We start from the raw sequence: 23,076 nt of genomic DNA, 5'->3' as shown, positions 1-23,076 counted from the left end.
TTGATAAGGGTTTGCCGTAAACGGGACATGGTTGACTATCTTATATTTTGAAACAGCCCATCTGGACCACCTTACACATATTCTTCGGTTATATTAGGTACATATTTGAATTAGTCAGCAATACCATACCTTGGGCTGTTTTACTTTTTTTTATACAATCCGTCAAAAGCAGTGTTCGTTACTTTTTCTCCTTGAAGTACCTCCCAAAGTTGTCTTACCGTTCCATCTTCATTTTTGGTCCATGTAATTCTGTTTTTATACAATTTCCCGTCATCTTGTTTAAACTCATCAGAAGAGAGTATCATTTGATTTCCTACCCGGTTTCCCTTAAGCTTTAGAAAAGTCCCTGCATTATCAATCCAAAGTTGTTCCCATTGCTTAGTAGTGGTATTGAAAAAGTTCAAACTTGTCCCTGTGAATCCTGAGCTTGCACTTGTCCAGTTCTCCCTAATAGTACAGTTTCCCTCTTCCTTACTAATTTTACTTGTTCCTGCTGGGGTGCCATTTGCATTGGTGACTTCCCAATTTCCTACCCAAAAGTCAAAAGCCATATGATTTTCGGAGCAACAGGTACAGGAAGCATCATTTTGGGCATTCACAAAAAAGAAAGCCAAAAACATCAGTACTGTAATCGGTTTTTTCATCTGTCTTATTTTAAGTTTTGTAAATAGTCTATTACTTTTTCATTAAAAACTGAAGGGGCTTCTACATTCACTACGTGTCCACAATTCTCAATAACATACAAGGTAGATTCTGTATGGGTATTGCTCACTTTTTTAATTGTTGGCAGGAATAAATAATCTTCACCTCCCATAATATAGTAGGTTGGAATCTTAATATCCACCGCTCTAAAAAATCGAAGTAAGGGATTAATTTCCGATGTTAATTTAAACCATCTAATAAATTCTTTTTGATACAGCTTTTTGGCCTCCCTAACAAACAGCAATCTAGATTCTTTATGGTTTTTGTTGGGCATGATGACAAAAGCAAAAAACTTATACAACCACAAATAGGGAACTATAGATTTAAATACTATTCCTAGACGCATAAGCACTTGAGAACGCAAGTTAAGCTTCATTATGGCTCCACCCATTACCATACTTTTTACTCGGTCACTGTAGTTTTCGGCCAAATTTCTAATCAAAATAGTGCCTAGTGAAATCCCTATAAAATGAGAGGATTCAATATGTTCATGATCCAACACCTCAACAATATCATCAGTAATGGAATCAAAGGTATATTTTTCGCTAAAAACGTCTTTTATATGGGGTTTGGAATTTCCATGACCCCTTAAATCCAATAGTAGGATATTGAAGTTTTTTTTAAAATCTCTTAGCTGCTTATACCATATAGTAGAACTTCCACCAGCTCCATGAACAAAGGTCACCCAATCTTCAGAAACGTCGTGCCGGTATATGGTGTAATGAAGCAAAGCTGTTTTTTATAAATGTACGTTAATTTTTTACTAAGAAATGCTAAGATCTCTGAGGTTGGGGGCCAGATTTCGTTAAATTTTAGATAAAGTACCTGATTTCTAGACGTATACACATCTTCAGCATAGTCCAGAACTGACATTTCAACGTATCTTTGGTATAACAAATCTTATAAAATGAAAAATCAGTATTGTAGAGTTGGAGCAGTGACTCCAATCACCAGCGGAAGCCATGCCATTTCTATTTTGGAATACAGGTATCAAAATTTTATTGAAAAGGCTGCAGATGCAACGTACATAAACACCAATCTTGGTGAATTTTTTAATAGAAAAGCTGAAGCAATTAAAAAGATATTGGAAAATCTTGCTTAAACTAAACGTCTAGTTTATTTAATTCAATCTCCATTTCCTTCTGAATACTTTTTGCTTTATCCCCAGCCATCTTGGCAAAATCTAATCCTTGGGAAGCATATAATATTCCTCTGGAGGAATTCACCAACAAGCCAATATCTTTAGTAATTCCATATTTACAGACTTCCTGTAAATTGCCCCCTTGCGCTCCTACCCCAGGAACTAAAAGAAAACTTTCCGGAACTATTTGTCTTACTTCAGACAGGTATGACGCCTTGGTTGCCCCAACCACATACATTAGATTTTCTGCATTTTTGTAGCTTTTTGAAGTCGCTAATACCTCTTTGTACAATTCCTGACCGTTAACCTGTTTAGTCTGAAAATCAAAAGCTCCTTGATTGGAGGTCAATGCCAACAAAATAGTATGCTTGTCCTTAAACGCTAAAAAGGGTTCCACGGAATCCTTCCCCATATATGGAGCTATGGTAATTGAATCAAAATTTAGTGTTTCAAAAAATGCTTTTGCATATCTGGTTGAAGTATTGCCAATATCACCTCGCTTTGCATCTGCAATGGTGAAAACCTCTGGATATTCCGTATTCAAATATTCCATGGTTCTCTCCAAAGCTTTCCACCCTTTTAGGCCATATGCCTCATAAAATGCAATATTGGGTTTATAGGCCACACAAAACTGATGCGTAGCATCTATAATAGCCTTGTTGAATGCAAAAATGGGGTCTTCCTCTTTAAGCAGGTGCTCCGGAATCTTATCCAAATCCGTATCCAATCCAACACATAGAAAGGTTTTCTTCTCTCTAATTTGAGCAATTAATTGGTCTATTTTCATTTAAAAAGCGTTCTCGATAACATTAGAACCTATGGCTAGTTTATGGTGAATTGTTAAACTGATTTTAGAAAATTTCAGAGGCTTCCTTTAATTTTTCCGTATTCTCAACCAGCATTAATTCATCAATAATTTTTTGCACATCTCCGTTGATGATATTCTGTAAATCGTAAAGCGTTAAGCCTATTCTATGGTCCGTGACCCTACCTTGCGGATAGTTATACGTCCTTATTTTTGCAGAACGGTCCCCACTACTTACTTGCGAATTACGTTTGGCCGCATCTTCTTCTTGTTTCTTCGCCAGTTCCAAATCATACAACCTTGAACGCAGCACTTTAAATGCTTTTTCTTTGTTTTTATGTTGGGATTTTTGGTCTTGGCACTGCGCCACCAATCCCGTTGGAATGTGTGTAAGCCTTACGGCAGAATACGTAGTGTTTACAGATTGTCCCCCAGGTCCTGACGAACAGAAAAAATCAATCCTTACATCTTTGGGTTCAATTTGAACATCAAAATCCTCCGCTTCTGGAATCACCATTACTGTAGCAGCACTAGTATGTACCCTCCCCTGGGTTTCTGTCTGTGGAACGCGTTGTACCCTATGCACACCAGCCTCAAACTTCAACGTGCCATATACGTCCTCTCCACTCACTTCAAAGTGAATTTCTTTATAGCCTCCGCTGGTACCTTCGTTTAAATCTATAATATTTGTTTTCCATCCTTTTGACTCACAATATTTGGAGTACATGCGATAAAGGTCTCCAGCAAAAATACTAGCTTCATCTCCACCCGTTCCAGCCCTAATTTCCATCACCACGTCCTTTTCATCCTCAGGGTCTTTTGGAATCAGTAAAAATTTAATTTCCTCCTCCAATTTCGGCAATCCACTTTTTGCCTCCTCCAACTGCATTTTGGCCATTTCCAACATTTCAGTATCGCTACCATCTGCAATAATTTCTTCGGCTTCTGCAATATTATTGGTGAAAGCTATATATTCTTCACGTTTATCCACAAGCACTTTTAAGTCCTTGTATTCCTTATTCAGCTTTACATATCTTTTTTGGTCAGTGATGATATCTGGCTGAATAATAAGGTCGGAAACCTCATCAAAACGTTGTTTTACTATATTGAGTTTGTCAAGCATAAATCAATCCGCGTTAGGATTGCGAATTTACGATTTTTGATTGGATTGAATTTTTACGAAAACCTCTTAATTACCCACAAAAGTGGCTCCCAAGGTTATAATTGAAGCATTAAGACCATCACTTCTATCATACTGACTAAAGCGCAAATCGATGGTTTTTAAACCAAAAGTCAAGATTTTAGCATTCGTGAAGATGTCTTTATACTGAATTCCTCCTCCATATTGATGCGCATTGTAGTTAGACAAGTCGTAATCCGAAGTGTAAAAATCGAATGTAGAAAGTGCAGTTTCTTTTGCATAAAAATAATCTGCTTCAGATTGGGTATAATACCTGTATGATGGATACAAGGTGAACTTATCCGTTAATTTAAATGGCGCTTCAATGCTTGCCGTGTGCGAGGTAATACCCCAGTCATCCCAATAAAAGCGATAATAAGACCGCAATACCAAAAGGTCATTGACATAATAGTTGAGCCGACCCCCGAAAGGGACCTTAAATCTGTTGTCTGGCAGCTGTTCCACATCATCCGCTAACTGAAAATCATCAATAAAGAAGTCTTCAGCATCTCCAAAATAAACGCGTTGAAAAGGGGTGCTCAGCAATCCATTTTGTGAAACAAAGTCCACAAAAAGTGCACCTTGTAATTTCTTGCTTAGAATCTGGGAAAAACTCAATGATACCGAATAGGAATTCCTATTCTCTTTTTCAAATACGTTGAAGTTTGGATTGTAGGTCCCATTTCCTGTAATCCGGTCATCAAAGAAACCCTCTCTCAATTCAATTGGGTAAATGGCATTCCACTTATCCAAAAAGACATTACCACTTATGGTCAATTCTGTGTTTTTTTCATTGAAAAGTCGGGAATAACTACCTCCAAAACCAATAGAAAAATAGTCATATTCAGTCGAAAAATAGGCGTTGGCACTCCAAATAGCGTTTCTATCCTCTGAACTATGCTGATAACTTGGGTTTATATAGGCCAGTAGATCTTTTCTCGATTCCCCAGAAGATGCATCAAAAGGCGTCGCATTAATGTTACCTCCATCCAAAGGGTTTACGTTACTTGAAGATGCCGAAGTATACGCAGATAGTCCAACATCTACTGTAAGTACATCATTTTCATTCATAGGTAGGCGCAAAACCAGGGTCGATGTGGCATCCGTAAGCTCTTCGGTTCCCTCTCCACCTGTAACTGCCGCATTTTGCCCATCTTGGCTATAATAGCTGAACAGCATATCTATTTCACTGGCTTCCAACACTCTTTTTGTATAGGAAGTATTGGTCTGTTGTGCCCACCCCGCAGCAACAAAAAGAAATAAAATAAGGGTGTACTTTATTTTTAAAGAAGTTTGAAGGGTCAAACCGTCAATATTTGAATTCATTTTTTTAATTGCAGCCACAACCACCTCCTGTTTTACCTCCATTAGCACCAGATGAGGCTTCCCTATATATTTGGAAGTTGGTCTCAAAACGCTCCGATGCCCTTGCACCAAGCTGCATTTCAATATCATTGAGATAGACCTTATCATATTCCCGAACGGCAACACAGGAGCTTGAAAAAATCAACAATACCAAGAGGAAAAGAAGTTTTTGCATAATTCTAAATTTACTGATTTTTATCAAAAAGAATTCCTGAACTTTTATGGATCTTATTATCTGAATCGACTACAACAACCTCAACACCATCTATTTGATTGATCAGGTGAATACCACTGTCACGTCCCATAATAAATACCGCTGTAGCCAAAGCATCACATAGTTCCGCATTCTTTGCGAAAACTGAAACACTATGTACTCCCGTTGTGGGATAACCGCTTCTGGGATCAATAATATGAGAGTATTTCTCACCATTCAATACGATGTATTTCTCATAATTTCCAGATGTCGCTACAGAAGATTCCACCACAGGCAGCCAGCTGAAAACTTTTTCTTTGCTCAAAGGGTTGGCGATACCTACTAACCATTTTTCACCTGTTGCTTTGGTTCCCCAGGTAGTTAAATCTCCCGATGCATTTATAATGCCTCCTTTTACTTGCTTGGACACTAGAAGTTCTTTGGCGCGATCTGCGGCATATCCCTTTCCAATAGCCCCAAAGCCAATCCGCATACCTCGCTCAGCCAAATACACAGTCTGTTTATCGGCATCAAGAATGATCTTATCGTGTCCTATTTTTGAAATAGAACTTTTAATTATGGCCTCTGAAGGGGCCTTACCCATTGTACCATCAAACTTCCAAACCTTGTCCATTGATGCATAGGAAATATCGAATGCACCATCAGTAATTTCTGAAATCTTCTTGGCTCGTTCGATTAAATGAAAAAGTTCGAGAGATACTTTCACTGGTTTAATACCAGCGTTCTTGTTAATCAATGAGGTTTCAGACGCATCATCCCATGACGAAATGATTTTTTCAATCCGCTTTATTTCTGAAATGGCTTCATCTATATTGATATATCCTATGTCCTCATTAGGTGCAATAACGGTTATTTCAAACCGGGTGCCCATAAGTTTCAATGTCTGTTTTACCGTGACATCTTTTGGCTCCTGTCCTTTGGACAGCATAAAAAATAAGCTGCAAACAAGAACAGGGAGTACTCTCATTTTACAAAACTGTTCAGCTTAGAAATATATTTTTCGGGTGAGGCTTTCCTATCAAAACCTGTTTTGCCTAAAACCATTTCTTGTTTGTTCATGACCACAACTAAAGGAAAGTGTCCTTTTGGGTTGTATTTTTCTGCCAAAGACTTATTCGCATTCAGTTTGTCCAAGGGAAGTAGATTCTTCTTCTTTCTTGGAAAATCTGCATTATACATGATATAATGTGATGAAGCATATGCCTTAAAATCTTCTGAATCCAAAATATTCCGTTTCAATCGAATGCACGGAGGGCACCAGTCTGAACCAGAAAACACCAAGACAATAGGCTTATCCTCTTCATTGGCCAGTTTCACGGCATCATCAAAACTCTCCTGCCATTGCTGCGCATGAAGTGAACCAAAAAAAAGACAGCATACTATAAAAAATAAGTGCTTCATTTATTCAATTTTAAAAAAGATTATTCAAAAACTCGAAGTGTAGTCCCATTAAGCTCTGTATTGAAAACACGTAATGGATTGCTGGTCACCGAATTTAAAGGCGTTCCTGTTTGACTAAATCTTGAACCATGGGTAGAACATCTAAAAATCCCTCCATCTTCTGAAATAAACCGAACCTCTTCAGTTTGCTGATGACTACAGATTTGACTTGCAGCGATTAGATTCCCTTCCAAGTTTCTGGCAACAACAATATCTGTATAATTAAAGTTTTGATCGGATTTCACTAAAATAAAGCCGCCGTTGTTTGCAAGAGGAGCCGCCTCAGCAGCATCTAAATCTACGGTAAAGTCCACTCCGTCTGGTTCCGGGAACTGTTCCAGGTCTTCAGAATCGGATGAACATCCATGTAAACAAGGGAATGTTAGGGCAAATGCAGCACTTGCTCCTAAACTTCTTAAGAATTCTTTTCTTTCCATAGCGCGGGGTTTATAGAAAGAACGTTAAATTATGCTGAATCGTATGCTAATATTCAAAGAGTCCAAATTCACTTTTGATGGTCAATTTTTTCTGCTCAGAATCTTCTACGCTACCAATAATTTGCGCATCTACGTTAAAAGTCTTTGAGATGGTAATGATATCCTCCGCAACATGCTCATCTACATATAATTCCATTCGATGGCCACAGTTAAAAACTTGATACATTTCCTTCCAATCTGTACCGGATTGCTCTTGAATTAATTTGAAGAGCGGCGGAATGGAAAACATATTGTCTTTTATGACATGAAGGTTCTCCACAAAATGAAGAATTTTGGTTTGTGCTCCTCCACTGCAATGCACCATTCCATGGATTTGTGCCGAGGTATACTGCTCTAACACTTTCTTTATAATCGGAGCGTAGGTTCTGGTGGGCGATAACACCAATTTTCCTGCGTCCAAAGGAGCATCTTGAACAGTGTCCGTCAAAGCTGTATTTCCAGAATACACCAATTCTTCTGGGACCGATGCATCAAAACTTTCTGGATACTTTTCGGCCAAATACTTTCCAAAAACATCATGTCTTGCCGAAGTAAGTCCATTACTACCCATTCCTCCGTTGTATTCGGTTTCATAGCTTGCTTGGCCAAAGGAAGCCAAACCAACAATAACATCGCCAGCTTTTATATTTGCATTATCAATTACATCATCTCTTTTAAGTCGCGCTGTAACCGTTGAATCAACAATAATTGTTCGCACTAAATCCCCTACATCTGCTGTTTCTCCACCAGTGGAATGGATGGTCATTCCGTGTTTTTTCAAATCTGCTATCAGCTCTTCAGTTCCATTGATGATGGCAGAAATAACTTCCCCCGGAATCAGATTTTTATTTCTCCCAATGGTGGAAGACAACATAATATTATCTACCGCGCCCACACAAATTAAATCATCAACATTCATGATAAGCGCATCTTGGGCAATACCTTTCCAGACAGAGACGTCACCAGTTTCTTTCCAGTACATATAAGCCAAGGAAGATTTTGTTCCCGCACCATCTGCATGCATCACCAAACAATGTTCTTGGCTACCTGTTAAATAATCAGGAACTATTTTGCAAAAAGCTTTAGGAAAAAGCCCTTTGTCTATGTTCTTAATGGCATTATGCACATCTTCTTTTGATGCTGAAACCCCTCGTTGGGCATATCTCTTACTGGTGTCTGAGGACATTAACTATGTTTTGGGCAAAAATAGCAGAAAGCCATCAATTAACGCAAAGGATAATGGCTCTTTTGCCAAAAGGCATTTTAAACTATTCACTATTTGGTAAACAACAATTCTCTGTACTTTGTAAAAGGCCACAAATCATCAGAAATTAATTTTTCCAATTTATCAGATTGCTCACGGATGGATTCAAGATAAGGTTTTACATCATTACAGTATGTCTGTGCTTTTTTATTGATTGTAGATAATCCGTTTGCCCGTTTTCTCGTGGCAGTCATTTCATCGGTCAATTTCTTGATAACCGCCATATGTTCTCCTATTTGCTCTAAAATATTAAGCTGACTTTCTGCAACCTTGTTATAGGCAGCTCCATACACCTCCTTAAGTCCTTTTACATTTTCCAATAGCACATTCTGATATTTTAAGGCTGCTGGAATGATATGATTATACACCATTTCACCTAACACTCTACCTTCAATTTGTAAGTGAAGAATATAGGCCTCCAATTCGACTTCTTGATGCGCTTTGAGCTCCACTTCACTCATAACATCCATATCCTTAAAAAGGGCAATGCTATCTTTTGAAGTAAGTACCTGTAAAGCTTCGGGAGTGTTTTTATTATTACTCAGTTTTCGTCGTCTAGCCTCATCTTGCCATTCTGTACCATAGCCATCTCCATCAAAACGAATCCGCTTTGAAGTTTTGATATATTCTCGGAGCACGTTAAAAACAGCCTCATCCTTTTTAAGGTTTTTCTTGTCTATCAATGCATCAACCTCTTTTTTAAAGTCTGTGAGTTGTTTGGCAACAATCGTGTTTAAAATAGTCATAGGTTTGGCACAATTGGTTTTAGCGCCCACGCCTCTCATTTCAAATTTATTACCGGTAAAAGCAAATGGAGATGTCCGGTTACGATCGGTATTGTCCAATAAAATCTCCGGAATCTTACCTACTACGTTTAATTTGAGTTCGGTTTTCTCTTGAGGAGATAATTTCCCTTTGGAAACGCCTTCCAGTTCATCCAAAACATCACTCAACTGTTTTCCAATAAAAATTGAAATAATGGAAGGTGGTGCTTCATTGGCCCCCAACCTATGATCATTACTAGCAGATGCGATAGAAGAGCGCAATAACTCTTCATAGGTATCCACCGCCTTAATGGTATTTACAAAAAAGGCGAGAAATTGCAGGTTTTTCATTGGGGTTGAACCTGGACTGAGCAAATTAACACCGGTATCTGTGGATAAAGACCAGTTGTTATGTTTTCCTGACCCATTTACTCCTGCAAAAGGTTTTTCGTGAAAAAGTACTGTGAAATTATGTCGATCTGCAATCTCTTCCATCACATCCATCAACAATAGATTGTGATCTACAGATAGGTTAGCTTCTTCAAAAACTGGGGCCAGTTCAAACTGATTGGGCGCGACTTCGTTATGCCTTGTTTTAACCGGAATTCCCAATTTGGTACATTGTTTTTCCAAATCACTCATAAAACTCAGTACCCTAGCTGGGATTACCCCAAAATAATGATCATCTAATTGCTGTCCTTTAGCTGCGGGATTGCCCACCAAAGTTCTTCCAGTCATCACAAGGTCCAATCTCGATTGTATCAAAGCTTTATCCACTAAAAAATACTCTTGTTCCCAACCCAATGTTGCGTGCACCTTGCGCACATTTTTATCAAAATATTGGGCAACCCCTGTTGCAGCCTCATCTACTGCGTGTAATGCTCTAAGCAAAGGTGCCTTATTGTCTAAAGCCTCACCGGTATAGGCCACAAAGATGGTTGGAATACACAGGGTCGTTTTATAAATAAATGCCGGAGACGTAGGATCCCATGCAGTATATCCGCGCGCCTCAAAAGTATTTCTAATACCACCACTTGGAAAACTGGAAGCATCTGGCTCTTGCTGCACTAGTTGGGCACCTCCAAATTTTTCCATGGCCCTTCCATCAGAAAGGATATCGAAGAAAGCATCGTGTTTTTCTGCCGTTGAGCCTGTTAGCGGCTGAAACCAATGTGTATAGTGCGTAGCTCCCATGGACAATGCCCATGCTTTCATTCCCTCAGCCACCTGATCTGCTATTTTTCTATCAATTTTACTTCCTTGAAAAATGGCGGATTTTACTTTCTCCAAAGCTTCCTTGGTTAAAAACTGAAGCATTTTGTCTTCATTAAAAACACTTTGTCCAAATAATTCAGACCTTCTACCGGTTTCTTCCACATTGGGATAGGTTCTTTTTCGGCTTTCTTCTAAGGCTTCAAATCTCATAATTAACACTATTTAACACATTTATACTGCAAAACTACAATTAACAATTTAATAATATATGAAGGAAATATTAGTTTTTTTTCATTTATCCCCCTATAAAGTAGGGGTAATCCAAATTTTATCTATCTGTTTGTTTTTTTAACCCTTTAAAATGGATATTATCAAATGAAAAATATATTTTTGTTGCTTGTAAATTTGAGAACAAATAACTACCACAATTATGAGTAAGTCAAAATTAGAATACATCTGGTTAGATGGTCACAAGCCAACTCAAAACATGAGAAGTAAAACCAAGGTTGAAAACGACTTTAGCGGAAAATTGGAAGACTGTCCAATTTGGTCTTTTGACGGTTCATCAACCGAACAAGCATCAGGAGGCTCTTCTGATTGTTTATTAAAACCTGTAGCCATCTTTCCTGACCCGGTAAGAAAAAATGGGTTTTTGGTAATGTCAGAAGTTTTAAGTGCTGATGGTACTCCACATCCTTCTAACGCAAGAGCCACTATTGATGATGATGATGATGATTTTTGGTTCGGATTTGAACAAGAATATTTCTTGATGGATACAAAAACCGATTTACCGTTAGGTTTTCCACGTGGTGGATTCCCTGGGCCACAAGGTAAATACTACTGCTCTGTGGGAGGTAGATACACTTGGGGTAGAGATCTTGTTGAAGAGCATGCAAATCTTTGTATTGAAGCTGGATTGAATTTTGAAGGTATCAACCAAGAAGTTGCTCCAGGACAATGGGAGTTTCAATTATTTGCCAAAGGCGCCAAAAAAGCAGGTGATGAAATCTGGGTTGCGCGTTACTTATTGGACAGGCTGACAGAAAAACATGGTTATTATATTGAATACCACCCAAAACCAGTGAAAGGAGATTGGAATGGTTCTGGTATGCACGCCAACTTCTCAAACACAACTTTAAGAACATGTGGTTCCAAAGAGATTTATGAGAAAATTTGCGAAGCGTTTAGGCCCGTTACAGCGGAACATATAGATGTTTATGGAGAGTTTAATGATGAGCGTTTGACTGGATTACATGAAACCGCCCACGTATCCGATTTCTCTTACGGCGTTTCAGATAGAGGGGCATCTATTAGAATCCCCATCATTACCGTAGAAAAAGGTTGGAAAGGATGGTTGGAAGATAGAAGACCAGCTTCTAACGGTGATCCTTACAAAATTGCAGGTAGGATTATCAAAACAGTGAAGTCCGCTGATGTATAGTATAAACTAATTGTTGCTAATAGTTTAAGAGCCGTCCTTTTTGGGCGGCTTTTACTTTACGGTCAGGTATACAAAAACGATATAGAATAATATCAAAATTAAACCATCCCTCCACCCTAGACGCAATCCTTTTGGGAAGAACACCAGAGGAAGTATAAGAAAAGAAATTCCCAGCATCCAGAAAATATCATTAGAAAGCAATCCTTGATCAACCACAGTTATTGGAGTAATTATCGAGGTTATCCCCAATACTGCCAAAAGGTTAAAAATATTTGAGCCGATTAAATTACCTAATGAAATCGCTTTTTCCTTCTTCAAAATTGCAATAATGGAGGCTGCTAATTCAGGAATGCTAGTACCAACTGAAACTATTGTGATTCCAATAATTCTATCGCTTACACCAAAGGAAGATGCCATTCCAACAGCACCATCGATCAATAACTCAGAACCACCCCATAGTGCAGTACCCCCTATCCCCAAAAACATTACGATTTTATATAATGGTAAAGGGATATCATCTTCTGGCATTTCGTCTACCACAGCTGTTTTCTGAAATCTGAGCAGGTAAACAAGAAACAGAAACAGAAAAACGACCATGATAATACCTTCGTATTGTTGAAGCTCGCCATCAAAATAAATAAAGCCAACAAAAAGTAATGAAGCCACTATCATTACAGGCCAATCTGTAGTATAAAAACTCTTTCGAACATCAATACTTCCAAGTAAAACCGTAATGGCCAATACCAGTCCTAAATTGGCAATGTTAGACCCAACTACATTTCCTAAGGCCAAATCAGGGAATCCATCCAGTGCAGCCTTTATACTTACAATAAGCTCTGGAGCGGAAGTGGCAAAAGAAACTACCGTCATTCCGATTACAATTTTTGGAATTGCCAATCTAAGCGACAAAGCTACCGCAGCTTTTAACAACCAATTTCCTCCTACAATAAGAAGTGTAAGACCAAGAATGATAAAAAGTAGATTTCCCAACAATTAGATTTTGGTGTAAATATAGATGAAGATTTATTCCTCGAAACATTTGAAGTGAAAAAAATATACAGTGTAAAAATCATTCAAATTCTTCCAAAAAAATATTACTGAAAATTGATTTCGGTTTTCAGCCCACGAAACGAAATCACCAAAATCAGTCATTTTTTAAACGAAAAGCCCCTTGGTTTTCAAAATTGAACCAAAAACACCTCTACATTTATTATATTTTATTACCTAAATGTACTTTTTATCTTTCAATTTAATACTTACATCAAGAAGGTCACATAAATTCTAAATGCTATCTCATTTTTAAACCTACAATCTTGTATTCAATTGTATTGATTCTGCTCCAAAAATTTGGAGACATGATAATTCTCATTTTATATTAAAAAATGTAACTGGTTCACAACAATTTTTTAACACTAAAAATCAATCAACACAATGATTACAATAGTCAAGTTTATGGTAATGTTGCTTATACAACTCATCGAGTTCATTTTTGTTTAACCTTTAAAACCAATCACTATGATTACTTTATTTGGAATACTGATTATACTATTAGGAATTGTTACACTGGTTACAAAACCACTTTTTAAAAATGCAAAATTATTGCAATGGTTTTCTACAAAGCGAAGCCTTCAAATAATAGGTATGGGAATCGTACTTAGCATTGTAACTGGAACTTTCTTTTATGCAGAACCTGGTACTGCTTATGCGGTACAGTATCCGTGGGGCGGGCAGAAAGCAGTTTTTAGACAGGGAATACACACTAAAATGTGGGGAAGGCTAATTCCTATTCAGTTTGAGTTGCCCATTAAATATGTAATTCCTAACAATGAAGGAGATCTGGGCGAGCAAAGCGAGTACGCCAACGTGGATGCCGCTAAATATTGGGCCTTTAGTGATGCGGTAAAAGCCAGAATAGCCACTTCTGTGGTCATAAGTATAAACACCGAAGATGAATCACAGTTTTTATCCGTTGCAGACCGTAATAAAACGGAAAAAAACATGATACGATCTAGGATCATCCCCAATATTGATCAATCCATAAAAAACACCTGCAAACTTATGGACGCCCAGGATTACATCTCTGGTCAAGCTTCGGACTTTGACCGTTATTTTAAAGATCAACTGGAAAACGGAATGTATGTATTGGAGGAGTATGCAGATAATCAAACTCGCGAAATCATTGGTGATAGCAGCACTGTTAGAACGATAGTGAATAAAGAGACCAAACATAAACGGTTTCGAATTCAAATTAGAAATGGCGAACCTGTTCGCGAAAAAGGCAACTCGCTTAAAGCCTATGGGTTAACCGTGATACAAGCCGTTGTAACTGAAATTGATTGGGAAAGTACCTTTGACAAGCGATTGCAATTACAAAAAGAAGAAGTAGCGCAGACCCAATTAGAAAAACAACAAGCCGAAAGAGAATTCTATAGGGCTCAAAAAGAAAAGGCTCGTGGTGAGGCTGACAAAGCCACGGAAAGAGCTCGTTTAGAGAAAGAGCAGATACAGAAGACCATTGCGGCTGAAACCGAGGCCAAAGTTGCAGAATTTAACCTTGTTAAGGAGAAAAAGCAATTTGAAGTGGAGAAGTTCAAGGCATTGAGTAAAAAAGTAGCCGCTGATGCAGAATCCTATCAAAATGCAAAATTGGTTAGTGCCGGTTTAACGCCTCAAGAGCGAGCAGAATGGGACTATAAAACCTCTGTAGGCGTAGCACGTGAACTGAAGGAGCTTAGGCTACCCGAAATATTTATTGAAGGTGGTGACCAAAAGCAAAATAACAGCAACCTACTTCAATCACTCATTGGTGCTGAACTTGCCAAAAAAATGATTGAGAAGAATACCAATAAATAACCAAAGGAAAAGCCCGGCCAAAGACCGGGCTTTTAAACTTTATAAAGTTGTTGTTTATTCTTCGGCTCCAATTTTTTGCAAAAAAGTAATGTCTTCCTCTACAGTTAATAAAAGTAGGCTTGTAGCTGTACAAAAAACAGGACTGGTAATACAATGATGGCCATTCCAACTACCATCCTCATTTTGAATTTTTAGAATACGCCCGCTCATATCGTCATACCAATTTTTCCAGTCCTCATCCTTGCTCACCAACATCGACTCACCAGTTTGCAAATAACTTAAGAATTCTTCTCCTCCATTGTTTCCAAAACCATCCAGCACATCATCACGTTGAGCCGTTTTCTTTGCAGATTCGTATACTTTATAGGCGGTTCCATATTTCTGGGCATCTCCACGCACATATCCTATTTCTTCAAGCGTCTCCGCATTTACTTCTGCATCCTGAGCTATCTTACCTTCAGCTTTGGCTTTCTTTATATCTGCTTTGGCTTTCCGAGCTTCTTTAGCACTTGCCCTAACACTTCCACTCACCGCATATAGTATGATCCCAGCCCCTTCATCTGTTTTAACCGAACCATCTTCTTCATTATAATTCTGTTTCTGATACTTTTTGGATCTTTCCAAAACCACTTCGTCAACCTCAACACCAACGGCTTGGGCAGATTCCAAAGCACTATTGGCCATTCCACTTTGTAAGACTCCGGCCCAACCAGCTCCCCTTTGTTTTCCATGTTCATCGGTCCCATCTTGAATTCGGGCAATACAGATATCCAAACAACGTGCAATTCTTTTTCGGTCCATTCCTTTCAAATCCCTATCCAGAACATTGGAAAGGAACTGGGCTGCTAAAACAGCATCAATATTTTGACCTAGTTTCGATTGTATTTGAGTGTTTCTCACTTCTGTGATAAACGGGTCATCATTAGCTGCACTTTCAATAGTCTTCAGTATATAGTCTAGTGCCTTTTTAAGGTTTTGTGCATGAATTCCTTTTTCCAGAGTTGTGCCACTCCTTAACAAAGCCATCCCCACTATGGCAGTAGTAGCCGGGTCGCCCTTTACAGCATGGGGGTCTCTAATATGTTGCGCTGAATGGCTTCCCGCTCCATACCCACCACTGGGCAACTGGGCCTTGGACAACCATTGAAGCCCATCTCGAACAGCTAATTGTATGTTCTCATCAGATCTAAATCGATCAAATCCTTTGGACGATTGTTCGCCCATGACAGTCATAAATACACAACCCTTTTCTGGTTGTATCGTTCTCTTTGGCTTAGAGGCTGTTAGTGCAATATAAAATACTATCCCCACCATCGCCAAGACGGGTACCAATAGAAATTTCAATGTTGTCTTCATCTTTAAAAGTTTTAATTTTTGTTGAATCTAGACAAGGTAATCCGTTCAAAAAATGAATATCGAGTCTGATTCGTCTTTGAATGAGTGTACCTAGAGTTCTGTTGAGTGAAAATTTCCATGCGGACTTTATTGGCTCTGCTATTCTAAAATCACTTAAACTTTAAAAGAATAAATCAAGGATTGATAGTGGGCCTTTAATTCAAAACCCCGTCTTGCTTGGACTCTTTTTTAGAAAACTTTAGCAATTCGATGTGTTCACATTTTATTTGATATGCCTATTTTACATTTTTATAACAAATCCTGTCTAAATTGATGAAAAAAATAACACTTTTACTTCTTACGATTACTGCTTTGCATTCCTGTAAACAGGAACCTAAAAAAGAAGAATCCTCTAATGTTAGTGCAGATTTTGCAGCTTTATTGGACAATTATTATGAAGATGGATTGAAATTGAATCCATTAAATGCTACAACTGCTGGTGATCATCGTTATGATGATGTTTTTACGAATTTTCTTTCTGATGAGTTTGCTGCAAAATCAAAAGCCCACTTTGAAAATTATAAAAATAAGCTAGCAACTTTTTCAGATGAGAGTCTTACCAAAAGTGAGCAAATGAGCAAGGCTATTTTGGCCTGGGAATGCGATATCAACTTAAATGAGTTCAACTTTAATGCAAATCTTACCCCGATTGATCAAATGTGGTCCCCTAACCTATTTATGGGACAACTGGCCAGTGGTTCCAGCGCACAACCTTTTGCAACCGTTGAGGATTATGAAAACTGGATGAAAAGAGTGGATGGCTATTTGGAGTGGATGTCCAGTGCGGAAGAAAAAATGAGAGAGGGAATGGCCAAAGGCCATGTTCTTCCAAAATCTTTAATCAAAAAAGTATTGCCACAATTACAATCCCTTACGGCAACGGACTTAGATAAACATCTCTTTTATCAACCCATAAAAAACCTTCCAGACAGTTTCACTGAAGATGAAAAAGCTACTTTGGCCGAAGCATATAAGAGTATGGTGAATAATAAGGTAATTCCTGCCTACCAAAAGTTGCATGATTTCATGAGTGATGAATATTCAAAAGCAGGGCGTGAATCTAGTGGAATACAAGGAGAACCTGATGGTGATGCATATTATGCACATCAAATAAAAAAGTATACCACGACCAACATGACCGCTGCTGAGATTCATGATTTGGGTCTGAGCGAAGTGGCACGGATTCGTTCCGAAATGGAAAAAATTAAAGAACAGGTAGGTTTTGAAGGAGATTTGAAAGCTTTTTTTGATTTTGTGCGCAATAACAAAGAGTTGATGCCATATTCAGATCCGCAGCAGGTTATTGATAACTTCAATGCCATTCATGACCGCATGAAGCCTCAGATAGAAAAACTATTTGATGTAAAACCAAAAACACCATTTGAAGTCCGTCGTACAGAAGCATTTCGGGAAAAGTCTGCAAGTGCGGAATACAATCCCGGTTCTTTAGATGGCACACGTCCTGGTATTTTTTATACTCCCATTCCAGAGGTATCAAAATATAATGTGTATTCAGATGAATCTTTGTTTCTTCACGAGGCTATTCCAGGGCATCACTATCAAATCTCATTGACACAGGAAAGCGATGAGCTTCCAAAGTTTAGAAAAACACTTTGGTATAGTGGCTATGGCGAAGGATGGGCACTATATAGTGAATCTTTAGGCACTGAGTTAGGGCTGTATACAGATCCCTACCAGCTTTTTGGTATGCTTGGGGCTGAAATGCACAGAGCGGTACGTCTTGTCGTGGATACTGGTTTGCATTCCAAAGAATGGACACGTGAGGAAGCCATTCAATATTCCTTGGATAATGAAGCAGAATCTGAGGCTAGTATCGTTTCAGAAATTGAACGCTATATGGCAAATCCTGGACAAGCATTATCCTATAAAATTGGCCAGTTGAAGATCATAGAATTACGAGAAAAGGCAAAAACTGCTTTAGGAGACAATTTTGACGTTCGCCAATTTCATAACCAAGTTTTAGAAACGGGCTGCGTTCCTCTGGCATTGTTAGAGAGTAAAATAGATAATTGGATTAAAGAAAACAGTTAGTTATTAAAAAGGGCCGTTTATAGCGGCCCTTTTTATGCTTTAAGAAACTTGGTTATCTTTGTCTTTACCAACACCTTAACCCATGTTCTACAAATTATTGGCCAAAATCAACAAAGCTATCCTCCCCTCTTACTCTAAAAAAGGGTTAGACTTGTCAAAAGCATCTAAATTTCAATTAGCCATTATTGGTTGGCGCTATTTTGTTACTATAAAAGCCTTGGACTAATACTCAAGCAGCGCTTTTATATCATACCCATTCAGCTTATTTGACCCATTTAAAAAAGTAAGGTGAATTAAAAAATTACACTGTACTACCTCTCCACCTAATTTCTCTACCAGTTTGCAAACTGCACTTGCAGTTCCTCCAGTTGCCAATACATCATCGTGTACCAACACCTTTTCACCTTTTTGTATGGCATCTGTATGGATTTCAAGTGTATCCTCGCCGTATTCCAGTTCATATGATTCGGAAATGGTTGTATAGGGCAGTTTCCCTTTTTTACGTACTGGAACAAAACCAGCATTCAATTTTGAGGCAATTAAGGGGGCAAAAATAAAACCCCTGCTGTCCACACCCACAACTTTATCTATATCATGTTTTACAATCATATCACAAAGGGTTTGGCAAGCAGCTGTAAGTGCTTTGGCATCTTTTAAAAGGGGGGTGATATCCTTAAAAACAACTCCGGGTTTTGGAAAGTTTTCTATATCACGAATGTAGGGTTCAAAATCCATTATTTTTGGTTATGAGGTTTTGTCGTAAATTTAAAAAGAAATATATTTGCACCCCATTAAAAAGGCCTCGTGGCGCAACTGAATAGCGCATCTGATTACGGCTCAGAAGGTTACAGGTTTGAATCCTGTCGAGGTCACTAAAACTAATGCAAATTAGTAACAAAACCATGTAAGTCTTATGATTTACATGGTTTTCAAGTTTTTAGGAGTACATAAGATTTGAATTGATTTGACTTTAAATGTGACCTTAAAAGGTACCTTTTTTAAAAATGTGACCTTAGGTCACATTTTATCAAATTGGTTTATTGAATTAGAATAGTTGATTTGACTTTCGTCTCGATAAATATTTAATAATTTAAAGACGACAACTATGCGTACACAAAACACTTTTTCAATTCTTTTTTTAGTCAAAAAATCTAAAGCTATTAGTGACGAAGCGCCTCTCTACGCTCGAATAACTGTAAATAGTAAAAGAGTTGACATTAGCCTCAAAAGAAGAATTCCATTACTACTTTGGGATGTTAAAAAGAAAAAAGCTAAAGGCACTTCAAATGAAGCCAAACAAATAAACGAGTATCTAAAACAAGTCCAAACCCAGCTTTTTCAATGTTATCAAGACTTAAAATTTAAAAGGGAGTTAATCACTGCTAAATTGATTAAGGCAAATTACCTTGGCGAGGGAGGAAATTCAAAAACACTCCAAAATCTCCTCGAATATCATAACAATAAGACTCAAAAAACATTAGCAAAAGGTACGCTAAGAAACTTTGGAGTAACTGAAGGGTATATCAATAGATATTTGAACAATGTTTTAAAGACTTCTGACATCTACTTAAAGGATTTGAACTTTAAATTTATAAGCGATTTTGCCAATTTTCTGCATACGTATTGGCCAAAGGGCCACCATAAGGCTATGAGCAATAACACTGTTATGAAACATGTACAAAGATTTCGAAAAATTGTAACACTAGGGTATCATATTGAATGGATAGAAAGGGACCCGTTTGTTAGATGGAAACCAACTTATGAAAAAAGAGAGCGACCATTTTTAACTGAAAACGAACTGTCAAATATTGAAACCTATAATTTTCCGATTGCTCGATTAGAAAGAGTACGAGACTTGTTCATCTTTAGTTGCTATACAGGAATTGCATATATAGATATAATGAACCTGACAAGTAATAATATTCTTAAAGGAATAGATGGGAACGATTGGATATTCACAAATCGTCAAAAAACTAAATCATCAGTGAAAGTTCCACTTCTTAGAAAGTCAAAAGAATTGCTTATTAAATACGAAAACCATCCAATGACCGAGATAACGGGGACTTTATTTCCGGTAATTACGAATGAAAAAGTGAATCTGTATTTAAAGGAAATTGCCGAAGCTTGTGGTCTAAAAAAGAATCTTACGTTTCATATGGCTCGACATACGTTTGCCACTACTGTCACATTGAGCAATGGTGTTCCAATAGAGACAGTTTCAAAATTATTAGGACACTCAAAAATTGCTTCTACTCAGGTTTATGCTAGGGTCGTTGAACGAAAAATAAGTGAGGATATGAAAGCGTTAAGAAATAAAATAGAGGCTCTGGATAAAAATGAACTTCGAATATCGCATAATACCTAGTTAAAAATAGTAGCTTAAATAGAAAATGCTTTTGAGAAATTCAAAAGCATTTTTTTTTAATTTTCTAATACTATTTTCCTACTCCCTTTCTCTTCACTCATTTCCATCATCAACTTTTCATTATCACCCAATACAAACTTTGGTAGCACATATACAAATCTATTAGTTTGCCCTACTTTAATGGTATTGGGTATTTCATGTGTATAATCGGCTTTCATAAACAGTTTCTGATAGGAAGCCTTACGCTTTTTATTGCCGTTTACTTTATAGATGTTTAAATAATCAATCTCAAAATTAATTTCGGACTTATTCTTAATTTCTAGAACCAAATAGACTTCCGAAGCATTATAAACCATCTCTTGCAACTGCAACTTGATACCTTTTTTTCGTTTGGTTGCGATAGAACCAGAATTTGATTTCAACAAATGATTACTGAATTTTTTGAAATAGTCTATTCTATCGGGTGGTCGAACTATTTGCTTTTGTTTTAAGACCACTGGTCGTTCACTCCCTATACTTTCTTTAGTAGTTATAAAGTAGTTGAGTTTTTGCAACTGCTCTTTATATTTCAAAATATAAGAATAGACCTGACCATTTTTAATCACAGTCAACAAATTACTTTCTTCTCCTGGAGTGGCTTGCAACAATCCAAAATACTGTTCTTTTTCTCGGTTATAAGTAAAGACAAAATTGGATGTTCCAGTAATCCCTTGGCGAATAGGTTCGGGGAAAAATAAGGCAACATTTTTTTTCTCATTGGCATAAATTGTATCTAGTGATTGTTGTGCATTTACATAGTTTGAGCATATGGCTAGTATGAATATGATATATATTTTCATGATTAAAGGGTTTTAATTATTGCCGATTATCGGCTTTTAGAATGAGTTGATAATTATCGGTTACCGTAACTTTTACAGTGCGGTTGTTACGCTGAAATATCCTTTTGATACCGCTTACTTGTGGAACACCTACAATATTGATATCATCTACAATATCCCCAACCACTTCTTGCCTCGCTTCAGCTCTAAAACTATTCTCAATATAGATGCCTTCGCTTCCGTCCTGAAGGTCAAAAGCATTCAGCTTAACAGATTTATGATTGATGTTTTGAATCTCTATAATGGTACGATTAGGTTTAAAGCTCACAAAACCATAAATGGGTGTGTTCTTTAGAACAGTAATGCCATTGATGAGGGCATCTTTGGTTAGACGCATTTGCAAACGATAATTGTTTCGAACCGTTTGTGTTCCATCTACTCGAACATAAATGAAGGCATCAGTATTCTGGGTTATGAGGTTTACATTTTCCAATGGATTGGAAGCAAAAAACAGTTGATGTTCCAATCCCAACTCTTTAGGGACAATACGCCCTTCTTTCATAGCTATTTTAGAAATAGAATCTTTCTGTAGTGGCTTTTGCTCAATTTTAACCTTGGGTTTTCTAAAGCTCCTGTCGGAATAACTGATACGCCCTTCATTATAGATGCTATCCACAATCCGCATCTTTTCTTTATCCAATAAATCGGGGTCATAGACTCCAGTAGAATCCAATAGACGCTCATCATAAATGCTCGGCGCATTGGTTTGTCTTACTTCTTTAAGGTCATCCAGAGCTTCTAACTTGGAATCATATTCTTTTTGGGCATCACCCAATTCTGGAACTGGAATCTGGTTGTTATCAATAGTTGGTTCTTCTTCATCTCCCAATGCAATGACGGCATAGGAACCAATAAAGAGTACTACACACAAAATGACGGCAGCGAACACGATTTTATTCTTTTCTATCTTCATAATTATCTAGTTTTTTCAGCTTGTTTTCAAAAAAGTTGGTTATCAATAATCCGTGGGTATTGTTGGGAAAGCTTCTATCTACATGGATAATGTTTCCAGATGTAGTCAATTCATAAATGTCGATTATCGACCCACGATTGATTTCAAAAATGATAGTGGTTTCAAATCGATAAGGTTCTTTTTGGATATCAATTTTTGATTCAATTTTCAATACTTTTTGCACTAAGGAATATTGTAATAATCGGTTGTAGACACCATCAGCTTTTTTCTGTCTGTACAATGCATCTACAGAACTATTTCCTAACCATAAAGCTTTCTCCAGATTCTTTTCATAATTGCTCGCATCGATGTGGTAGAAATAGGTATGGAACTGTTCTAAATGTGATAATATTTCTACTTCTATATTTTCGTTTTGCTGTACCATTTTAAGGGGAATGACACTTCCATCCGAATTGACCACAAAGGCATTATTGACAGATTCTTTGTGAAGCTTTATAACCATGAGTACTGAAACAATGCAGGTTAAAACAGCCCCAATGATTACCGCTAGAACAATGAATCGGTTCAAGCGGAGTACGTTGTAAATATTTTGATATGGTGTTTTCATAATTGA

At 37.5% G+C, this 23,076-nt stretch carries 23 protein-coding genes and 1 tRNA gene; 7 read left to right on the top strand and 17 right to left on the bottom strand.

Features of this window, described 5'->3' with window-relative positions; genetic code table 11:
* Positions 1–140: 140 nt before the first annotated feature.
* A complete protein-coding gene (locus FVB32_RS10505; RefSeq protein WP_147743754.1) occupies positions 141–644 on the bottom strand; it encodes a hypothetical protein in 504 nt (167 codons plus the stop codon).
* A gap of 5 nt (positions 645–649) precedes the next feature.
* Complete coding sequence (locus tag FVB32_RS10500) at positions 650–1,432, bottom strand: alpha/beta fold hydrolase (protein ID WP_147743753.1); 783 nt, start codon at positions 1,430–1,432, stop codon at positions 650–652.
* A 177-nt stretch (positions 1,433–1,609) separates the two neighbouring features.
* Here FVB32_RS10500 and FVB32_RS10495 point away from each other — a divergent pair, with 177 nt between their 5' ends.
* Positions 1,610–1,804: a hypothetical protein gene (locus FVB32_RS10495; protein WP_147743752.1), complete on the top strand. Its 195-nt coding sequence runs from the start codon at positions 1,610–1,612 to the stop codon at positions 1,802–1,804.
* Between the two features lies 1 nt (position 1,805).
* Here FVB32_RS10495 and pyrF read toward each other — a convergent pair whose 3' ends face one another.
* The 9 genes from pyrF to FVB32_RS10450 all read right to left on the bottom strand — a co-directional run bounded on the left by pyrF (position 1,806) and on the right by FVB32_RS10450 (position 10,776).
* Positions 1,806–2,630 (bottom strand): orotidine-5'-phosphate decarboxylase, encoded by an 825-nt coding sequence (gene pyrF, locus FVB32_RS10490; protein ID WP_147743751.1) that lies wholly within the window; start codon positions 2,628–2,630, stop codon positions 1,806–1,808.
* 64 nt (positions 2,631–2,694) lie between these two features.
* Entirely contained in the window at positions 2,695–3,771 is a 1,077-nt protein-coding gene (prfA, locus tag FVB32_RS10485) for a peptide chain release factor 1 (protein ID WP_147743750.1), read from the bottom strand.
* A 66-nt stretch (positions 3,772–3,837) separates the two neighbouring features.
* A complete protein-coding gene (locus FVB32_RS10480) occupies positions 3,838–5,154 on the bottom strand; it encodes a DUF3570 domain-containing protein (protein ID WP_246139868.1) in 1,317 nt (438 codons plus the stop codon).
* 4 nt (positions 5,155–5,158) lie between these two features.
* Positions 5,159–5,368, bottom strand: a complete 210-nt coding sequence (locus FVB32_RS10475; RefSeq protein ID WP_147743748.1) for a DUF4266 domain-containing protein — start codon at positions 5,366–5,368, stop codon at positions 5,159–5,161.
* A gap of 10 nt (positions 5,369–5,378) precedes the next feature.
* The gene (locus FVB32_RS10470; protein ID WP_147743747.1) at positions 5,379–6,374 is read right to left on the bottom strand and encodes an FAD:protein FMN transferase; all 996 of its coding nucleotides are present in this window, start codon (positions 6,372–6,374) and stop codon (positions 5,379–5,381) included.
* Positions 6,371–6,808 (bottom strand): thioredoxin family protein, encoded by a 438-nt coding sequence (locus FVB32_RS10465; protein ID WP_147743746.1) that lies wholly within the window; start codon positions 6,806–6,808, stop codon positions 6,371–6,373. The genes FVB32_RS10470 and FVB32_RS10465 overlap by 4 nt, the downstream gene beginning before the upstream one ends.
* A 20-nt stretch (positions 6,809–6,828) precedes the next feature.
* Entirely contained in the window at positions 6,829–7,284 is a 456-nt protein-coding gene (locus tag FVB32_RS10460) for a QcrA and Rieske domain-containing protein (RefSeq protein WP_147743745.1), read from the bottom strand.
* A 46-nt stretch (positions 7,285–7,330) separates the two neighbouring features.
* Positions 7,331–8,509: an AIR synthase related protein gene (locus FVB32_RS10455; RefSeq protein WP_147743744.1), complete on the bottom strand. Its 1,179-nt coding sequence runs from the start codon at positions 8,507–8,509 to the stop codon at positions 7,331–7,333.
* A gap of 89 nt (positions 8,510–8,598) precedes the next feature.
* Positions 8,599–10,776, bottom strand: coding sequence for a glutamine synthetase III family protein (locus FVB32_RS10450; RefSeq protein ID WP_394348886.1), 2,178 nt, complete (start codon positions 10,774–10,776; stop codon positions 8,599–8,601).
* A gap of 220 nt (positions 10,777–10,996) precedes the next feature.
* On the opposite strand from FVB32_RS10450, the gene FVB32_RS10445 reads away from it, so the two are divergent.
* Positions 10,997–12,007: a glutamine synthetase beta-grasp domain-containing protein gene (locus FVB32_RS10445; RefSeq protein ID WP_147743742.1), complete on the top strand. Its 1,011-nt coding sequence runs from the start codon at positions 10,997–10,999 to the stop codon at positions 12,005–12,007.
* 51 nt (positions 12,008–12,058) lie between these two features.
* Here the strand turns inward: FVB32_RS10445 and FVB32_RS10440 are convergent, their stop codons facing one another.
* Positions 12,059–12,997, bottom strand: coding sequence for a calcium/sodium antiporter (locus FVB32_RS10440; RefSeq protein ID WP_147743741.1), 939 nt, complete (start codon positions 12,995–12,997; stop codon positions 12,059–12,061).
* Positions 12,998–13,522: 525 nt separating this feature from the next.
* Here FVB32_RS10440 and FVB32_RS10435 point away from each other — a divergent pair.
* Positions 13,523–14,860, top strand: coding sequence for an SPFH domain-containing protein (locus FVB32_RS10435; protein ID WP_147743740.1), 1,338 nt, complete (start codon positions 13,523–13,525; stop codon positions 14,858–14,860).
* A 54-nt stretch (positions 14,861–14,914) separates the two neighbouring features.
* Here the strand turns inward: FVB32_RS10435 and FVB32_RS10430 are convergent, their stop codons facing one another.
* Positions 14,915–16,216, bottom strand: coding sequence for a prenyltransferase/squalene oxidase repeat-containing protein (locus tag FVB32_RS10430; RefSeq protein ID WP_147743739.1), 1,302 nt, complete (start codon positions 16,214–16,216; stop codon positions 14,915–14,917).
* 312 nt (positions 16,217–16,528) lie between these two features.
* On the opposite strand from FVB32_RS10430, the gene FVB32_RS10425 reads away from it, so the two are divergent.
* Both FVB32_RS10425 and FVB32_RS10420 read left to right on the top strand, forming a co-directional pair.
* The gene (locus tag FVB32_RS10425; protein WP_147743738.1) at positions 16,529–18,307 is read left to right on the top strand and encodes a DUF885 domain-containing protein; all 1,779 of its coding nucleotides are present in this window, start codon (positions 16,529–16,531) and stop codon (positions 18,305–18,307) included.
* A gap of 82 nt (positions 18,308–18,389) precedes the next feature.
* On the top strand, positions 18,390–18,533 hold the full coding sequence (locus FVB32_RS10420; RefSeq protein WP_147743737.1) for an SsrA-binding protein: 144 nt from the start codon (positions 18,390–18,392) through the stop codon (positions 18,531–18,533).
* On the opposite strand, the gene FVB32_RS10415 is transcribed toward FVB32_RS10420, so the two are convergent.
* Positions 18,530–19,042 (bottom strand): adenine phosphoribosyltransferase, encoded by a 513-nt coding sequence (locus FVB32_RS10415; protein WP_147743736.1) that lies wholly within the window; start codon positions 19,040–19,042, stop codon positions 18,530–18,532. The two genes, FVB32_RS10420 and FVB32_RS10415, sit on opposite strands and share 4 nt — an antisense overlap.
* A 63-nt stretch (positions 19,043–19,105) precedes the next feature.
* Here FVB32_RS10415 and FVB32_RS10410 point away from each other — a divergent pair.
* Both FVB32_RS10410 and FVB32_RS10405 read left to right on the top strand, forming a co-directional pair.
* Positions 19,106–19,179 (top strand) — tRNA-Arg (locus FVB32_RS10410).
* Positions 19,180–19,412: 233 nt separating this feature from the next.
* Positions 19,413–20,672, top strand: a complete 1,260-nt coding sequence (locus FVB32_RS10405) for a site-specific integrase (RefSeq protein WP_147743735.1) — start codon at positions 19,413–19,415, stop codon at positions 20,670–20,672.
* Between the two features lie 56 nt (positions 20,673–20,728).
* Here FVB32_RS10405 and FVB32_RS10400 read toward each other — a convergent pair whose 3' ends face one another.
* From FVB32_RS10400 to FVB32_RS10390, 3 genes are read right to left on the bottom strand one after another with little or no spacing between them, the layout of a single operon-like run.
* Positions 20,729–21,511 (bottom strand): DUF4138 domain-containing protein, encoded by a 783-nt coding sequence (locus FVB32_RS10400; RefSeq protein WP_147743734.1) that lies wholly within the window; start codon positions 21,509–21,511, stop codon positions 20,729–20,731.
* A gap of 16 nt (positions 21,512–21,527) precedes the next feature.
* Positions 21,528–22,463, bottom strand: coding sequence for a conjugative transposon protein TraM (gene traM, locus FVB32_RS10395; protein WP_147743733.1), 936 nt, complete (start codon positions 22,461–22,463; stop codon positions 21,528–21,530).
* Entirely contained in the window at positions 22,444–23,070 is a 627-nt protein-coding gene (locus FVB32_RS10390) for a conjugal transfer protein TraK (RefSeq protein ID WP_147743732.1), read from the bottom strand. The genes traM and FVB32_RS10390 overlap by 20 nt, the downstream gene beginning before the upstream one ends.
* Positions 23,071–23,076 lie beyond the last annotated feature (6 nt).

Source organism: Flagellimonas hymeniacidonis, from assembly GCF_008040165.1.
GTDB classification, from domain to species: domain Bacteria; phylum Bacteroidota; class Bacteroidia; order Flavobacteriales; family Flavobacteriaceae; genus Flagellimonas; species Flagellimonas hymeniacidonis.
The sequence above is the reverse complement of the archived record's forward strand: the minus strand, read 5'-3'. Positions and strand labels throughout refer to the sequence as shown.

Excerpts from the sequence above, each read along its gene's own strand:
- FVB32_RS10420 (WP_147743737.1), top strand. The coding sequence starts at position 18,390 with ATGTTCTACAAATTATTGGCCAAAATCAACAAAGCTATCCTCCCCTCT.
- FVB32_RS10460 (WP_147743745.1), bottom strand. The coding sequence starts at position 7,284 with ATGGAAAGAAAAGAATTCTTAAGAAGTTTAGGAGCAAGTGCTGCATTT.
- traM (WP_147743733.1), bottom strand. The coding sequence starts at position 22,463 with ATGAAGATAGAAAAGAATAAAATCGTGTTCGCTGCCGTCATTTTGTGT.
- pyrF (WP_147743751.1), bottom strand. The coding sequence starts at position 2,630 with ATGAAAATAGACCAATTAATTGCTCAAATTAGAGAGAAGAAAACCTTT.
- FVB32_RS10470 (WP_147743747.1), bottom strand. The coding sequence starts at position 6,374 with ATGAGAGTACTCCCTGTTCTTGTTTGCAGCTTATTTTTTATGCTGTCC.
- FVB32_RS10430 (WP_147743739.1), bottom strand. The coding sequence starts at position 16,216 with ATGAAGACAACATTGAAATTTCTATTGGTACCCGTCTTGGCGATGGTG.
- FVB32_RS10505 (WP_147743754.1), bottom strand. The coding sequence starts at position 644 with ATGAAAAAACCGATTACAGTACTGATGTTTTTGGCTTTCTTTTTTGTG.
- FVB32_RS10465 (WP_147743746.1), bottom strand. The coding sequence starts at position 6,808 with ATGAAGCACTTATTTTTTATAGTATGCTGTCTTTTTTTTGGTTCACTT.
- FVB32_RS10455 (WP_147743744.1), bottom strand. The coding sequence starts at position 8,509 with ATGTCCTCAGACACCAGTAAGAGATATGCCCAACGAGGGGTTTCAGCA.
- FVB32_RS10445 (WP_147743742.1), top strand. The coding sequence starts at position 10,997 with ATGAGTAAGTCAAAATTAGAATACATCTGGTTAGATGGTCACAAGCCA.
- FVB32_RS10400 (WP_147743734.1), bottom strand. The coding sequence starts at position 21,511 with ATGAAAATATATATCATATTCATACTAGCCATATGCTCAAACTATGTA.
- FVB32_RS10495 (WP_147743752.1), top strand. The coding sequence starts at position 1,610 with ATGAAAAATCAGTATTGTAGAGTTGGAGCAGTGACTCCAATCACCAGC.
- FVB32_RS10475 (WP_147743748.1), bottom strand. The coding sequence starts at position 5,368 with ATGCAAAAACTTCTTTTCCTCTTGGTATTGTTGATTTTTTCAAGCTCC.
- FVB32_RS10425 (WP_147743738.1), top strand. The coding sequence starts at position 16,529 with ATGAAAAAAATAACACTTTTACTTCTTACGATTACTGCTTTGCATTCC.
- FVB32_RS10480 (WP_246139868.1), bottom strand. The coding sequence starts at position 5,154 with ATGAATTCAAATATTGACGGTTTGACCCTTCAAACTTCTTTAAAAATA.
- FVB32_RS10405 (WP_147743735.1), top strand. The coding sequence starts at position 19,413 with ATGCGTACACAAAACACTTTTTCAATTCTTTTTTTAGTCAAAAAATCT.
- FVB32_RS10450 (WP_394348886.1), bottom strand. The coding sequence starts at position 10,776 with ATGAGATTTGAAGCCTTAGAAGAAAGCCGAAAAAGAACCTATCCCAAT.
- FVB32_RS10415 (WP_147743736.1), bottom strand. The coding sequence starts at position 19,042 with ATGGATTTTGAACCCTACATTCGTGATATAGAAAACTTTCCAAAACCC.
- prfA (WP_147743750.1), bottom strand. The coding sequence starts at position 3,771 with ATGCTTGACAAACTCAATATAGTAAAACAACGTTTTGATGAGGTTTCC.
- FVB32_RS10390 (WP_147743732.1), bottom strand. The coding sequence starts at position 23,070 with ATGAAAACACCATATCAAAATATTTACAACGTACTCCGCTTGAACCGA.
- FVB32_RS10435 (WP_147743740.1), top strand. The coding sequence starts at position 13,523 with ATGATTACTTTATTTGGAATACTGATTATACTATTAGGAATTGTTACA.